Below are 12,573 nucleotides of genomic sequence, written 5' to 3'. Positions count from 1 at the left end.
AACGAATTCTTAGGAGAGCAGGATGAAATTCAGTGAACAATGGCTGCGCGGCTGGGTAAGCCCGCAGGTAAGTCGCGACGAGCTGGTTGCTCGTCTGTCGATGGCCGGTCTTGAGGTCGATAGCGTTACGCTGGCCGCCGGTGAATTCAGTGGCGTGGTCGTGGGCGAGGTGCTGAGCACCGAGCAGCACCCGGACGCCGACAAGTTGCGTGTTTGCCAGGTCAGCAATGGCTCGGAGACCTTTCAGGTTGTGTGCGGTGCACCAAACGTGCGCCCGGGCCTGAAGATCCCGTTCGCCATGATCGGTGCCGAACTGCCGGGCGACTTCAAGATCAAGAAAGCCAAGCTGCGTGGCGTTGAGTCCAACGGCATGCTGTGCTCGCAAGCCGAGCTGCAAGTCGGCGAAGGCAACGACGGCCTGATGGAATTGCCGGCGGATGCGCCGGTCGGTCTGGACATTCGTGAGTACCTGAGCCTGGACGACGCCAGCATCGAGGTCGACCTGACCCCGAACCGCGGCGACTGCCTGTCTCTGGCCGGTCTGGCCCGTGAAGTTGGCGCGCTGTATGCCGCTGAAGTCACCCGTCCTGTGGTGCCTGCCGTGCCAGCCGTGCACGACGAAGTGCGCTCGATCGAAGTGCTGGCGCCTGCCGCTTGCCCGCGTTACCTGGGTCGTGTGATCCGTAACGTCGACCTGTCCAAGCCTACGCCGCTGTGGATGGTCGAGCGCTTGCGCCGTGGCGACGTGCGCAGCATCGATGCGGCTGTCGACATCACCAACTACGTGATGCTGGAACTGGGTCAGCCGCTGCACGCCTTCGATCTCGCCGAAATCAATGGCGGCATCCGTGTGCGCATGGCCGAAGAAGGCGAGAAGCTGGTGCTGCTCGATGGTCAGGAAGTCAGCCTGCGTAGCGATACGCTGGTGATTGCCGACCACACCCGCGCGTTGGCAATTGCCGGCGTCATGGGTGGCGAGCACAGCGGCGTCAACACCGCGACCACGCGCGACGTATTCCTGGAAAGCGCGTTCTTCGATCAAATCGCCGTCGCTGGCAAGGCCCGTTCCTACGGCTTGCACACCGATGCCTCGCACCGCTACGAGCGTGGCGTCGATTGGCAGCTGGCCCGTGAAGCCATGGAGCGCGCCACTGGCCTGCTGCTGGAAATCACTGGCGGCGAAGCTGGCCCGATCATCGAAACCGTCAGCGAACAGCACCTGCCGAAGATTGCTCCGGTCACCCTGCGTGCGCAGCGCATCATTCAGATGCTGGGCATGGAAATGGAGTCGGCCGAAGTCGAGCGTCTGCTCAGCGGCCTGGGCCTGACGATTTCTGCCGATGGGGCAGGGCAGTGGCGCGTTGAAGTGCCAAGCCACCGTTTCGACATCAGCCTGGAAGTCGACCTGATCGAAGAGCTGGCCCGTCTGTACGGCTACAACCGTCTGCCGGTTCGTTACCCGCAAGCTCGCCTTGCACCACAAGCCAAGGCCGAAGCGCGTAGCGATCTGCCTGAACTGCGTCGCCTGCTGGTAGCACGTGGTTATCAGGAAGCGATCACCTACAGCTTCATCGATCCGAAACAATTCGAGTTGTTTAATCCAGGTGTCGAGCCGCTGCTGCTGGCCAACCCGATCTCGAACGACATGGCGGCCATGCGCTCGTCTCTGTGGCCCGGTCTGGTCAAGGCGCTTCAGCACAACCTGAACCGTCAGCAGGATCGCGTCCGTCTGTTCGAAAGCGGCCTGCGTTTCGTGGGGCAGCTGGATGGTCTGAAGCAAGAGCCGATGATTGCGGGTGTTGTTTGCGGTAGCCGTTTGCCGGAAGGCTGGGCTCAGGGCCGCGATGTCGTGGATTTCTTCGACGTCAAAGCCGACGTGGAAGCGGTGCTGGGCTTTGCCGGTGCACTGGATTCGTTCACGTTCGCGCCGGGCAAACACCCTGCGTTGCACCCGGGTCAAACCGCGCGCATCGAACGTGAAGGTCGTTTGGTAGGCTTCGTCGGCGCTATCCACCCTGAATTGTCGAAAACCCTCGGTCTAGATCGCCCGGTTTTCGTCTTCGAGCTGGTTCTGGCCGAAGTGGCATTGGGAAAAATGCCTAAATTCCAGGAGTTGTCGCGCTTTCCTGAAGTGCGTCGTGACCTGGCGCTGATTGCGGCCACGGACGTTGCGGCCAGTGCCGTACTGGACGTAATCCGTGAAAATGCAGGCGAATGGCTCACAGACCTCAGGCTATTTGACGTGTATCAGGGTAAAGGCATTGATCCTGATAGAAAAAGCCTTGCAGTCGGCTTGACCTGGCAGCATCCATCGCGCACTCTTAATGACGATGAGGTGAATACCACGACGCAAAACATCCTCACCTCGCTCGAACAAAGGTTGAACGCCACGTTAAGGAAGTGACGTATGGGGGCTCTGACGAAAGCTGAGATGGCGGAACGTCTGTATGAAGAGCTGGGCCTGAATAAACGGGAGGCCAAGGAATTGGTCGAACTGTTTTTTGAAGAAATCAGGCACGCTCTTGAAGACAACGAACAAGTCAAATTGTCCGGTTTCGGCAATTTCGACCTTCGGGACAAACGCCAGCGGCCTGGCCGCAATCCGAAAACGGGTGAAGAAATCCCGATCACGGCTCGCCGTGTGGTCACCTTTCGTCCAGGGCAGAAGTTGAAGGCCCGAGTTGAGGCTTATGCTGGAACCAAGTCATAACGACGAGCTACCCGTCATCCCAGGCAAACGCTACTTCACCATTGGTGAAGTCAGCGAGCTGTGTGCCGTAAAACCGCACGTACTGCGCTATTGGGAGCAGGAGTTTCCTCAACTCAACCCCGTCAAACGCCGCGGAAACCGCCGGTATTATCAGCGACAAGACGTGCTGATGATCCGGCAGATTCGCGCGCTTCTTTACGATCAAGGGTTCACCATCGGCGGCGCGCGTCTGCGTTTGTCCGGTGACGAAGCCAAAGACGACACCACCCAATACAAACAGATGATTCGGCAGATGATTGCCGAGTTGGAAGATGTGCTGGTTGTCCTCAAGAAATAATTTCCTGCGTTTGAATACTTCCAGTTTTCAAAAGCTTGCGATATATTCTTGAGCGTTCTTCGAGATGAAGGATGAGTTTCACGCCTAGTCGGGGCGTAGCGCAGTCCGGTAGCGCACTAGCATGGGGTGCTAGGGGTCGAGTGTTCGAATCACTCCGTCCCGACCATTATTCCTGAGTAAAATCAGACACTTAAGCCGATCAGCTAGATCGGCTTTTTTGTGTCTGCGCAAAACCCGCGCAAAACTGGCGCAAAACTACCCGGTGATTTCGCTGATATTCAGGTCCGGAATTGCTTCGGACCAGACGATTTCCTCGTGGTCCCGCTGGTAGTTTCTGGTCATGCCCTCGCTCGCATGGCCGGCAATTTTCTGACCATCCTTTCCGGCTTTCTTGTACAGGTGCAGCGATAGCGCTCGCACTTCATGGAAGCCCGGCATCTCTTCTTCCTTCCATCCCGCGTAGCAGTTCGCCGCCTCCCTGGCCTCCTTGAATGCTCGCGTCAAATACCTCTCCTCAACCTTTGTCCAGTGATCCTTGGTCTGCGCCTGTTTCTGTTTCCGGCGCTCGGGCTTTCGGTGCACCAGGTAGGGCGAGACGACATCGTCACGGCATCGGCTGATGACCGCCTGCAACTCCGGCGTTATCAGAAATCGTATCCATGCCGCGTCACTGGCCTTGGCCGTCTTCTTCTGCACCACGTACAGGTAACCCTCTCGACTGCCATCAAAACGCATATCGAGGATGTCTGTCCGTCGCTGGGCGGTGATCAACGCCAGGTCGATTGCGTTCTGCAGCCAAGCCGGCGACTTCTCCCGGATGGCTTTCAGTCCTTCAACCGTGTGGCGTTTACGCTGCTTCTTCTCGATCCGGTTGATGGTGCTGGCCGCCGGGTTGTCCGGGCACAATCCTTTGGACGCTGCGTGATTGAAGATGTCGATCAGTAGCGCCCGGCACTGGTTCGCCGTGCGCGGGGTGAGCGCGTCGAGCATCTCCGCGACCATGCGAATGGTGATCTGATCGACGGCCTTGCCCTCGAACTGCTTGCGGAAACGCCGGAAGTGCACCGCGTAAAGACCCAGCGTACCTTTGGCCAACTCTCGTGGTGGCAGAACGTCGCGTTCGTAGGTATCGAGGAAGCCAGCAAATGACTCCGTTGAGTTGCCCATCACAGCGCCGATCAGGTCAGCGCCGCGCATGAATTCCAGATTCAGTTGCTTCGCGGCATCGATTGCTTTGATGCGATCGGTTCCGAACTGAAACCACTTCCCGTCGGTTGGCCGCCGGTAGCGATAAGTCGAGCGCCGCGAATCGAAATACAGGTTCTGCGGGAGGCTCTTGTTCGCCTTGTTGCGCGGCCGTGGGACCATCATGCAGCTCCTTTCAATACCATCGCCACCAAGTCGTTTCCGTCCGAGCGATTGAATGCTGTCCAGTCAACGTACCAGAGTTTCCCGATCTGCTCGCCGGGCACCACGCCGTTACGGATGTGGTTGCGGATGGCCTGCGGGCATTGCGGGGTGCCGTTCTCGCCCCAGCGCCGGCGCTGGAACTCACTGATTTTTATCAGCTCTCGTTTCATTGGGTGCTCCATGCCGCGCGTGGCGGCAGAAGGTGGTGAATGATTTATGCTGCGGCTCTGATCGCCCGGCCAGCTTCACGGCGCCTGTTCATGAGCACCCGCAGCCGATACGCGTGGAATCGCCGGCCGTCACCAGACCTGATCTCTGGCGCAAGGTCGGCTAGGTCCTCGTCGAGGCGCCCGAAGTAATAGAGGTGCTCTCCGTCGCCGCCCCGTTCAGGCTGAGCGGTGGCCCAAGTGCGCGCCTCAACGCAGAGCATGCAGGTTTTGAAGGTATCCATGTCGCCGTCCCAGCATCCCGTGACAAGGCTGTACTGTTGACCAGGTTGAACGACGCAATAGCACTCGCAGCATTTGTGAGCCTTCCGAGCGGTGGGCGTGGATTCCGTTTGGAAATCGGACATAGCGATTCCTCGCCCGCCGTACACCGGCAGGCTTTGTGGATTTAAGGGAAAGGTCTACGGTTATTGCATTCGAGCTAAAGTTATGAGGATGTTTTTATGCGTGAGACGATAGATCTGGAATTCGAAGGGAAGACCTACAGAGTCTGGTACTCAGTGGAAAAGGGCATGATCAATGTAGGGTGTGACTTCGACTCGAAATGGGCTTCGCTTGGTGCATTGCTCCCCCAAGTTCTTGCGCGAATGATTGGGTTAGAGCTGTTAACGGACGCGAAGAGGAAGGGGCAGTTGTAGTAACGGTTGTTTATCGCCGCGGCCCCTTGTAGCAGTACACGTAGGCGAACCAGGCGAGGGCTGGCGCTGTGAAAATGATCATGGCGTCACCTGCTTGATGTTCGAGTCGACCCATTTGCGCATCCGCTGCCAGCGCTGCTCAGGAGTTTCGTTCCAACCGCACTCATCGTTCTCGAACACGACTTCGGCGGCCATGGCCTCGGCGATCCCGAAAGCCTGCGAAACGCTCTCGCGGCAATGAGCGTCGATAACGGCCATGTCGAGGCCGCGCTTGGCGCCGAGAACGCCGAGTGTGCAGAACTGACCGTCGGCTTCCAGGGTGTCTGTCACTAGCCGCTTGTCGGGCATTGCATCCATCGCGTCGCGCAGCTCGATCAGGAAGGTCTGGCCGCGCTTGCCCTTCAACGCAGAAGTCACGGCTCCCCGCCAGCGGATCAGATCCCATCCACCACAATCATCGCTGTATCCGCTGCGGCTCATGGCGTCACCTTCATATCGACATCGTCATGAATCCACTCGATGTCGAGCAGGTCGCCGTCGTCAATCTGCGCTTCACGCAGGTCCTGGCTGGCCAACAAGTCCGCGACCTCATCGTCATCGATGTCTTCAATCACCTTTCGAAAATTCACGACCGCCTTTCCGGTCAGAACGACTGTTCTTTTCATTGGGCAATACCTGTCCTTTGCCGCTATAGCGGCTGACTTTGAAGGGGGAGGGGATAATTTAATGCTGACCGGTGGTCAGCCGGCATGAATCATCTCGCAACGTGGTACTCAACCGTCCAAAGGGCTTCTGCTCCTCAATGGCTGTGGGCCGCTGCGGAGCAAAGCTAATGGCATCTCATTCCATTCGGTTAGGCGGGCAGATATGGCTTGGGTAGTGATGCTTACAAGTCCGGACGGAGATACCTTCTTTGGCGAGGCGATAGACCGCGATGGTTTTCGTTATCGCTGCAAGACACCCGAGGAGGCGGAAGCCTTTGAAACCAAGTCGGAAGCGGAGGCAAGCTTCTATTACTTCCGATTAATGGGGGAGCTGCAGGGTTATCTGTTCGAGGCCGTTGAACTGCAAGGGCTCTCAGCACAATAAGCGCAGAGATTGGCGCTCAGCTCATCAATCCGCTAAGCCGCTACGTTCAGGCGCACCTGCAGGGCGTCTAGTTGAGGCCGGGTAGGGCGTTGCCGATGTTGGGCTACAGTAGGTAAGTCATCGAAATGGAGATCGGACATGCAATGCTTAATTTGTCAGGCTGCTTCTAAAATTGTTCACATGGAAGGATGCTGGTCCGAGATCAAATGCTCGGCCGGGTGTGGACACTTTAGGGTCTCAGCGAACCTTGTTGCGAAGACGAGGCTCAAGAACGAATCCTTCGACGTTGAACGAACAAGGCAATGGCTCAAGACGGCTCGGCACGGCGGGGCAATGCCGTTGATATCGACCTACGACTACAACGTTTCTTTATTGGCTCGCTGAGGTCGATGCGCTTGATGCGGCCACCTTCGGCGTGTAGGTCAGCGTGCCGTCGAGGATCGCTTCCTTGATGGCGTTGAACTCCCAGGCGTAGTACTGCGATTCGACGTAGACCCGCATGCCATCGCGGTAGTCGTGCTTCTTGCGCTTGATGAATGCTTCGGCGGCAGTGTGGGTGAAGTGGGCGTTGACGTATTCCCAGCGATCGTCCCAGCCGGTGACCGAGTGCTCCGCCAGCTCGCCGAGCACGTACCACTGATCGTCTTCGCCGGCTTTCATGAACTGGCATTCCGACCAGGCCTGCATCTTTTTGTTGAGCTTGCTTTTCTCGTAGCTGGACAGACCGTCCCAGTACTCTTTGACCGAGTAGGCTACCGACTCGCCGCTGTCCCAATACACCAAGCGCTTATCGGTGTAATCCATGTCCAGCCCGGAGACGATGCGGCGGGCCTCGACAATGAAGATGGCATCAGCAGTGCAATGATCGTGGACCCGCTTCCCCTTGCAATCATGGCGCAGGCGCTGGACGAAGTCGGCCCAGGTCGCGGCGTCGAGGTAGTGGCCGGTCGCCAGGCTCGGTGCCGGCTCAGCTATTTTGTTTTCTGTGGGCATGGGGCGTCCTATTCCGGGTCATGCCCGGGCGGTGGAGTGTTGGTTGGGATCTCGGCTACAGTTGAGCGATTAGTCAAAAGGGGAAGTTCATGACTTGCTTGATTTGCGACGAGCCAGCAAAGGATGTAGATCCGGGTGGGGACTACGAGGAAAGAGTTTGTCCGAATTGCGGGCACTATCGAATCTCTGGTACGGCGCTTGTGCTAATGCATGCCCATGGCTGGCGCTTTGACGTAGAGCTGACTCGGAAGTGGATAGAGCAACACCAAGGCTCTGGAACGATTCCAACCATCGATTCGCACCAGGCCGCTCGCCTTATCAACGTTTAAGCGGCCACTGCTTGGCGCTCAACTGCGCGCCATGGGTCGTTGGCCCGTGCCAGTGCTGCCATCGGCGGTGGGCTGACGCTGTTGCCGCACATGTGGACTTGCTGAGTCTTGGTGAACGGCTTGCCGTCGGCGCCGTGGCTAATGATGTAGTCGGCGGGGAAGCCCTGAGCCTTGTACAGCTCGGCTGGTTGAAGCATTCGCAGGCAGATGTCGACGATCACGTAAGGCGTGCCCTTGATGGTCACGGTGACCAGGCCGAGTCGATCCTTGGTAGTGATCGTTGGCGCTGGTGCGTTGGCGGCGCTCATGTTCTCGGTTCCGTAGTAGCTGATCAGGAATGCCGCGACGCGCAGTGCACCGGCTTCAACCTCCGGCGAAAGCTGGAACTCAACCAACGAGCTCTTTCCGCCACCGCCTGCCGTGATGGTTGGTGCTGGCTCATCCACCGCCTGGCCAACGCTGGCGCCGAACTGACGCTCCATGAATGCGGTGACCAGTCCGTGGTGGGTGCCACCGGCGCTGATGGTGTGCAGCGGATCGGCCGCATCTCGGGCATCGCAGTTGCCGCGTAGGTGCATCAGGTTGGCGGTCACCAGTTGCTGCTGGCTGCCGGTGTTGGTCACCGTGGTCATCGGGTCTTCGATGCTCTTGGCGTCGGTGGTGTTGAATCCGCCGTTCATCTGGGCCATGAACACCGTCGATATTCCCATGGCGTGGGCGGCCCCGGCAGGGCGCTGGTAGTTGCCGCCGCTGGTGATGGTTGGCAGTGGCTCGTCGAGCGCCTTGCCGGCGTCCTCAAACCGGAACTTCACCAGATGCGCCGAGGCGATCGCACGGTGGTTTTGGGTCATCAGCGTGCCGGCCGGCTGATCTGTTGTCGCTGGCTTTCCGCTGTACTCTGGCCCGCCAGCCCCGACCAGCACCGGGCTGATCAGCGTCAGTTCACCGCGGTTGGCGCAGGTTACTGTCGGCAGCGGTGCGTGCGGGTCGTTAATCCGGTCGCTACCTTGGTGCGTGGCTGGCGCGATGATTGGGCTGGCCAAGGCGAACGAACCACCGCGCGGCCAAGAGGTGACAGTGCGGAGCGGGTCGTGCGCTGACTGCACGCTTTCGCCGGACCAGTTCGCAATCGGTACGATGAACGGGTCAGCGGCATCGATGACGAACTTCTTCATGCCCTTGGCGATTCGGCGAAGGGTGGCTGGTGCCAATGGCTTCGGACGGTCGAAGATGCTTTTGCTCGGGATGGTCCAGTCGATGCACTCGGCGGCGGTGCGCCACTTCTGTTGGCCCTTAACCGGATGCTTGGCGTGCGTCGGGGCTGGCCAGACAATCGGCTCACCGTCACATCGGGCAATCATGAAGAGGCGTTCGCGGCTTGTAGGCGCGCCGAAGTCGCAGGCTTTGATGACGCGCCATTCGACGACATAGCCTAGGTGCTGCAGCTCGGCGACAAAGGTCGCCCAGGTCTGGCCGCGCCGCTTCGGGTCGGGCACCAGGAACTGCTGGTGGACCGGGACGACTTCGCCCGGCTCGGCAATGGCGCCGCCCAGCTTCATTACGCGGCCAGTTGCCTTGCAGCGCTTGGCAATCAGCGGCCCCCACTGGAGGATCTGTTTCACGTTCTCCAAGCTAATGACGCGGGGTTTCTTCTTTCCGGCCCACTTCAGGCCGATCCACGACAGGTTCCTAATCTCACGCTTGCGCGGCTGACCGCCAGCGGCCTGGCTGTGGTGCGTGCAGTCCGGCGACATGTGGAACCAGCCGACGGCCTTGCCCCCGCATTCCGTATCCGGATCACCGGCGAACACGTCGGTGGTGTAATGCACGGCGCCCGGGTGGTTGACGGTGTGCATGCTGATCGCTTGAGGGCTGTGGTTCTTCGCGACATTCACCGCGCGGCCCAGGCCCATCTCAAGCCCGGTGCCGGCGCCGCCACCACCACAGAAGAAGTCGACAACGATCTCATCGTCCTGAGTGCTGAAGCCGAGTCCGTATTGAGTTTTGAAATCGAAGGGGTGTTTCTTCTGTTGTGCGGACATAGGGGATCCTTGCCGGTATATTTGGCTTTTGATTGAGGTCAACGGGAATGTCGTTCAAACAGCCGACGGATACGGATTTGCAACGCAGTGTGAACGTCGCTTGGGGGCTAATCGCGTTCGCGATTCTTGCTCCGATCGTTTCATTGTTAGCTCCTCATCCAATCCTGCGAGATGTTGATCTCGGAGGCTGGTTTAGCCGGAGCGGTGCGATAACCACCGTTTTTGCTCTTCTGGCAGAAGCTGTGGCAGTTAGGGCAAAGCTTTCAATTACACCGCCTGGCTTTGGCTGGAAAGGTTTGAATGAGCAGCGGCAAAAATTTATTCCCAAGTTCGATAAGGCTGACTTGGTGATTTTTATATTGGTGGTTACTGGCACGCTGATCTGGGCTTACGGAGATCTGCCATTCAAGTTTGCGCCGCAGTAGATCGGGCAATCACAAGGACATTTCGCCCGTATCGATTTTGCGAAGTTCGAGCACCTCGATGCTGTTGTTGCCGTCGGTGATCACCCAACAAGGCAGCTCAAGGTTGCGGAAGGTGCCGTGGTAGTTCCGGTAGGCTCCGAGTGCCGCCTTGCGAAAACAATCCGCCGCGACCTTGCCGATAGGCGTGGGCTGCCCCCCCCCTAGCAGACAGAGGTCGAACACAACAGCGTTTTGAATGCGCTTTGCCGCCGCGCGGATGGTGTTCGGGGCCAGTTGAAATTCCTTGGCAACCTCAACGACGTGCTTATAGACCAACGCGTCGTGGATGCGCTGATCGCGCTCGCCGTTGCGCAGGCCAGCGTAGATGACTGATTGCATGGGTTGTCTCCAAGCGTGCGCCTGCCTCGCCGGCTGGCGTGATTCATTGAAGTGGGGTATTTGTGTTCGGCCCGGCATGGAGCCGGAAGAGGAGTTCTTATGGCAGGAAAAACATCAGGTGCTTTTTATACCGGGCTCCTAGATCAACTGAGTAAGTTAGTAGTTGGCTCAGGAGCAATACTTGGGCTTGCATATGTTGCGGGGTGGGTCTACTGCCTTTACTTCTACTGGATATTGAATTCATCGTGGGTGATGAATTTTATTGACCCCCAGGGATTTGTAAGAGAAGGCTTGCCCTTGGTTTTAACGTGCACCGTAGTTGCCGCAGTTTCGTTTTTCTCTTTTTCCAATTCTGACTACATGAAGGGAATCGGTAATTTTTTACTGTTCAGTGTCGGTACGATCGCACTTTTTGCAACATTTATACTCACGCTGTTCGGCAAGGATATTGGAAGTGTTGGATGGGTGGATGCCATGCTGGCGATATTTTTTATGATGTATTCATCATCCGCATTGGGGCTTGCAATAAAGATGATCGAAGAGGGGAAGCCTAGAATAAGTGTGCTATTGGTATCTGCATTGGGACTAGGGTCAATCCTATTGGTATTTCCTATCTATATAGCCGACCAAAATGCAAGGCAGTTAAAATCAGATGGGCCAAGTCGACCCGTGGTAGTTGATGATAAGGGGCTTGTCTTAGGTGTTCTAATTAACTCGGTTGCAGGAAAGTATTTGATATCTGATTGTAAAAATCCAACTCAGATGTACCTTGCTGAACTGAATTCCTCATTGAAGATTCGTCCTGCAAATGGTGATTGTATTTGAAGAAAAGGCAAGATCAGGCCGAGTTTGAAGGGTCCTTAATCTCATCTTCTGGCTCACCTAGCATGTCGCGCAGCATCCGGAGGCTTTCGTTGCGAAATTCCCGAGATACTGATTCATCAACAACAAAAGGTGTCGTGACACACTTAAGCATCTCCGCCGCCGTTTCAAAGTCGGCGGCGATCACGTTCCGCAGCAGGTTTTGATACATCTCCTGCTGGTTGTTGAAGCCGTGTTCTTTCATCAGGCGCTTGATGTCGGGCTTGAACACCCCGGCGACCTCAACAGTGAACTTCTCGATTCCCAGCGCGGCCTTCTTGGCCGCGTCCTTCTCGCGCTTCTTGCGCTGCTTGATGGCTTCCGCCGTCAGTTCCTGCTGTTCCTCGGCCATGGCCTGCCTCTTCAATTCCGTGGGCCGGTAGATCCAGCCATGTCTGTCGTCGGCGCTGGCGCACCTGGTTGCTGAGTCGTCTCACGCGGCGACCTTTTGCTGATTCCAAGCTCCAACCGCTTCAAAAATCCGCGCTGCGTGAGCCTCGTCGAGCGATAAAGAGTCGGGGATAGCAATCCAACCGGAAGCCACCATCTGGCTTTGGTTGGCGGAGTCGCGCAGCTTCTTGTAGCAATGCTCGATCACCTCTTCCAGATGATCGGAGAGGTAGACGCCATCAGGCGCCACCTCAATCGACTTGCTGTAGCGATCGCCGTGGGCATCAATACAGAGAGCGCTGAGGTAGATCGTCCAGCGGTGGGCGATTCCACACACGGCCTGGCCAATCTTCCCGGGCGCGATGCTCTTCAGCGACTTGTAATTGATCATGCCCTGGTGGCCGCTGGGATCGATGTTCACCACTGCGACGTGGTTGGTGGCCAGCAGTGAACGACATGAGCGGTCGATTCGGGTCTTGAGGTTGTGCGGTTTGCGCTTGCTCATAGTGAGTCCGCCATTAGCCGGAGAGCCTTTCGATCAGCGGCTGTCAGCGCCTTGGGCTTTCTCTTGAGGATCGTGCCGGGGTCGATTTTCTGCGAGCGGGGAGGTGGCAGCGGGTTGCGCGGCGGGTTTTTCAGTTGGGCGATTTGACCGCCAGCGGCCAGGAACTCAGCGATCCGGTTGGAAATTGATTCCGCATTCTGCCGCTGCTGCTCGACCAAGTTGAGGTGGTTGCTGATCAT

At 57.6% G+C, this 12,573-nt stretch carries 16 protein-coding genes and 1 tRNA gene; 7 read left to right on the top strand and 10 right to left on the bottom strand.

Annotated features, from left to right (window positions below):
• Positions 1-22 precede the first annotated feature (22 nt).
• The 4 genes from pheT (at position 23) to ACA060_RS18755 (ending at position 3,213) form a co-directional block, all read left to right on the top strand.
• Positions 23-2,404, top strand: a complete 2,382-nt coding sequence (gene pheT / locus ACA060_RS18770) for a phenylalanine--tRNA ligase subunit beta (protein ID WP_497312432.1) — start codon at positions 23-25, stop codon at positions 2,402-2,404.
• Positions 2,405-2,407: 3 nt separating this feature from the next.
• Positions 2,408-2,710, top strand: coding sequence for an integration host factor subunit alpha (gene ihfA, locus ACA060_RS18765; RefSeq protein ID WP_002553164.1), 303 nt, complete (start codon positions 2,408-2,410; stop codon positions 2,708-2,710).
• A complete protein-coding gene (locus ACA060_RS18760; RefSeq protein WP_003179985.1) occupies positions 2,691-3,047 on the top strand; it encodes a MerR family transcriptional regulator in 357 nt (118 codons plus the stop codon). The genes ihfA and ACA060_RS18760 overlap by 20 nt, the downstream gene beginning before the upstream one ends.
• An 89-nt stretch (positions 3,048-3,136) precedes the next feature.
• Positions 3,137-3,213, top strand: a tRNA-Pro gene (locus ACA060_RS18755).
• 89 nt (positions 3,214-3,302) lie between these two features.
• On the opposite strand, the gene ACA060_RS18750 is transcribed toward ACA060_RS18755, so the two are convergent.
• The 4 genes from ACA060_RS18750 to ACA060_RS18735 form a co-directional block, all read right to left on the bottom strand.
• On the bottom strand, positions 3,303-4,415 hold the full coding sequence (locus ACA060_RS18750; protein WP_497318303.1) for a phage integrase Arm DNA-binding domain-containing protein: 1,113 nt from the start codon (positions 4,413-4,415) through the stop codon (positions 3,303-3,305).
• Positions 4,415-4,627: a hypothetical protein gene (locus ACA060_RS18745; RefSeq protein ID WP_045060620.1), complete on the bottom strand. Its 213-nt coding sequence runs from the start codon at positions 4,625-4,627 to the stop codon at positions 4,415-4,417. Before ACA060_RS18745 ends, ACA060_RS18750 begins: the two co-directional genes overlap by 1 nt.
• A gap of 773 nt (positions 4,628-5,400) precedes the next feature.
• Complete coding sequence (locus ACA060_RS18740; RefSeq protein WP_497312430.1) at positions 5,401-5,802, bottom strand: hypothetical protein; 402 nt, start codon at positions 5,800-5,802, stop codon at positions 5,401-5,403.
• On the bottom strand, positions 5,799-5,951 hold the full coding sequence (locus ACA060_RS18735) for a hypothetical protein (protein ID WP_497312429.1): 153 nt from the start codon (positions 5,949-5,951) through the stop codon (positions 5,799-5,801). The genes ACA060_RS18740 and ACA060_RS18735 overlap by 4 nt, the downstream gene beginning before the upstream one ends.
• A 238-nt stretch (positions 5,952-6,189) precedes the next feature.
• Between ACA060_RS18735 and ACA060_RS18730 the strand changes: the two genes are divergently transcribed.
• A complete protein-coding gene (locus tag ACA060_RS18730) occupies positions 6,190-6,411 on the top strand; it encodes a hypothetical protein (protein WP_497312427.1) in 222 nt (73 codons plus the stop codon).
• A 369-nt stretch (positions 6,412-6,780) separates the two neighbouring features.
• Here the strand turns inward: ACA060_RS18730 and ACA060_RS18725 are convergent, their stop codons facing one another.
• Together ACA060_RS18725 and ACA060_RS18720 are read right to left on the bottom strand one after the other, a co-directional pair.
• Positions 6,781-7,404 (bottom strand): hypothetical protein, encoded by a 624-nt coding sequence (locus tag ACA060_RS18725; RefSeq protein ID WP_497312425.1) that lies wholly within the window; start codon positions 7,402-7,404, stop codon positions 6,781-6,783.
• A 325-nt stretch (positions 7,405-7,729) separates the two neighbouring features.
• A complete protein-coding gene (locus ACA060_RS18720; RefSeq protein WP_497312424.1) occupies positions 7,730-9,775 on the bottom strand; it encodes a DNA cytosine methyltransferase in 2,046 nt (681 codons plus the stop codon).
• Between the two features lie 47 nt (positions 9,776-9,822).
• On the opposite strand from ACA060_RS18720, the gene ACA060_RS18715 reads away from it, so the two are divergent.
• The gene (locus tag ACA060_RS18715; protein ID WP_497312422.1) at positions 9,823-10,200 is read left to right on the top strand and encodes a hypothetical protein; all 378 of its coding nucleotides are present in this window, start codon (positions 9,823-9,825) and stop codon (positions 10,198-10,200) included.
• Positions 10,201-10,209: 9 nt separating this feature from the next.
• On the opposite strand, the gene ACA060_RS18710 is transcribed toward ACA060_RS18715, so the two are convergent.
• Entirely contained in the window at positions 10,210-10,578 is a 369-nt protein-coding gene (locus ACA060_RS18710) for a hypothetical protein (RefSeq protein ID WP_497312420.1), read from the bottom strand.
• A 99-nt stretch (positions 10,579-10,677) separates the two neighbouring features.
• On the opposite strand from ACA060_RS18710, the gene ACA060_RS18705 reads away from it, so the two are divergent.
• A complete protein-coding gene (locus ACA060_RS18705; protein ID WP_497312418.1) occupies positions 10,678-11,403 on the top strand; it encodes a hypothetical protein in 726 nt (241 codons plus the stop codon).
• Between the two features lie 13 nt (positions 11,404-11,416).
• On the opposite strand, the gene ACA060_RS18700 is transcribed toward ACA060_RS18705, so the two are convergent.
• From ACA060_RS18700 to ACA060_RS18690, 3 genes are all read right to left on the bottom strand, one after another.
• Positions 11,417-11,791, bottom strand: a complete 375-nt coding sequence (locus ACA060_RS18700) for a hypothetical protein (protein WP_497312416.1) — start codon at positions 11,789-11,791, stop codon at positions 11,417-11,419.
• 81 nt (positions 11,792-11,872) lie between these two features.
• Complete coding sequence (locus ACA060_RS18695) at positions 11,873-12,334, bottom strand: hypothetical protein (RefSeq protein WP_497312414.1); 462 nt, start codon at positions 12,332-12,334, stop codon at positions 11,873-11,875.
• Positions 12,331-12,573 carry a hypothetical protein gene (locus ACA060_RS18690; RefSeq protein ID WP_497312412.1) on the bottom strand — a complete coding sequence of 81 codons (243 nt, stop codon included), beginning with the start codon at positions 12,571-12,573 and terminating at the stop codon, positions 12,331-12,333. The genes ACA060_RS18695 and ACA060_RS18690 overlap by 4 nt, the downstream gene beginning before the upstream one ends.

This window comes from Pseudomonas sp. LBUM1671, assembly GCF_059695685.1.
The sequence above is the reverse complement of the archived record's forward strand: the minus strand, read 5'-3'. Positions and strand labels throughout refer to the sequence as shown.

Excerpts from the sequence above, each read along its gene's own strand:
- ACA060_RS18715 (WP_497312422.1), top strand. The coding sequence starts at position 9,823 with ATGTCGTTCAAACAGCCGACGGATACGGATTTGCAACGCAGTGTGAAC.
- ACA060_RS18750 (WP_497318303.1), bottom strand. The coding sequence starts at position 4,415 with ATGGTCCCACGGCCGCGCAACAAGGCGAACAAGAGCCTCCCGCAGAAC.
- ACA060_RS18740 (WP_497312430.1), bottom strand. The coding sequence starts at position 5,802 with ATGAGCCGCAGCGGATACAGCGATGATTGTGGTGGATGGGATCTGATC.
- ACA060_RS18720 (WP_497312424.1), bottom strand. The coding sequence starts at position 9,775 with ATGTCCGCACAACAGAAGAAACACCCCTTCGATTTCAAAACTCAATAC.
- ACA060_RS18730 (WP_497312427.1), top strand. The coding sequence starts at position 6,190 with ATGGCTTGGGTAGTGATGCTTACAAGTCCGGACGGAGATACCTTCTTT.
- ACA060_RS18725 (WP_497312425.1), bottom strand. The coding sequence starts at position 7,404 with ATGCCCACAGAAAACAAAATAGCTGAGCCGGCACCGAGCCTGGCGACC.
- ACA060_RS18690 (WP_497312412.1), bottom strand. The coding sequence starts at position 12,573 with ATGATCAGCAACCACCTCAACTTGGTCGAGCAGCAGCGGCAGAATGCG.
- ACA060_RS18745 (WP_045060620.1), bottom strand. The coding sequence starts at position 4,627 with ATGAAACGAGAGCTGATAAAAATCAGTGAGTTCCAGCGCCGGCGCTGG.
- ACA060_RS18710 (WP_497312420.1), bottom strand. The coding sequence starts at position 10,578 with ATGCAATCAGTCATCTACGCTGGCCTGCGCAACGGCGAGCGCGATCAG.
- ACA060_RS18760 (WP_003179985.1), top strand. The coding sequence starts at position 2,691 with ATGCTGGAACCAAGTCATAACGACGAGCTACCCGTCATCCCAGGCAAA.
- pheT (WP_497312432.1), top strand. The coding sequence starts at position 23 with ATGAAATTCAGTGAACAATGGCTGCGCGGCTGGGTAAGCCCGCAGGTA.
- ACA060_RS18705 (WP_497312418.1), top strand. The coding sequence starts at position 10,678 with ATGGCAGGAAAAACATCAGGTGCTTTTTATACCGGGCTCCTAGATCAA.
- ACA060_RS18695 (WP_497312414.1), bottom strand. The coding sequence starts at position 12,334 with ATGAGCAAGCGCAAACCGCACAACCTCAAGACCCGAATCGACCGCTCA.
- ihfA (WP_002553164.1), top strand. The coding sequence starts at position 2,408 with ATGGGGGCTCTGACGAAAGCTGAGATGGCGGAACGTCTGTATGAAGAG.
- ACA060_RS18700 (WP_497312416.1), bottom strand. The coding sequence starts at position 11,791 with ATGGCCGAGGAACAGCAGGAACTGACGGCGGAAGCCATCAAGCAGCGC.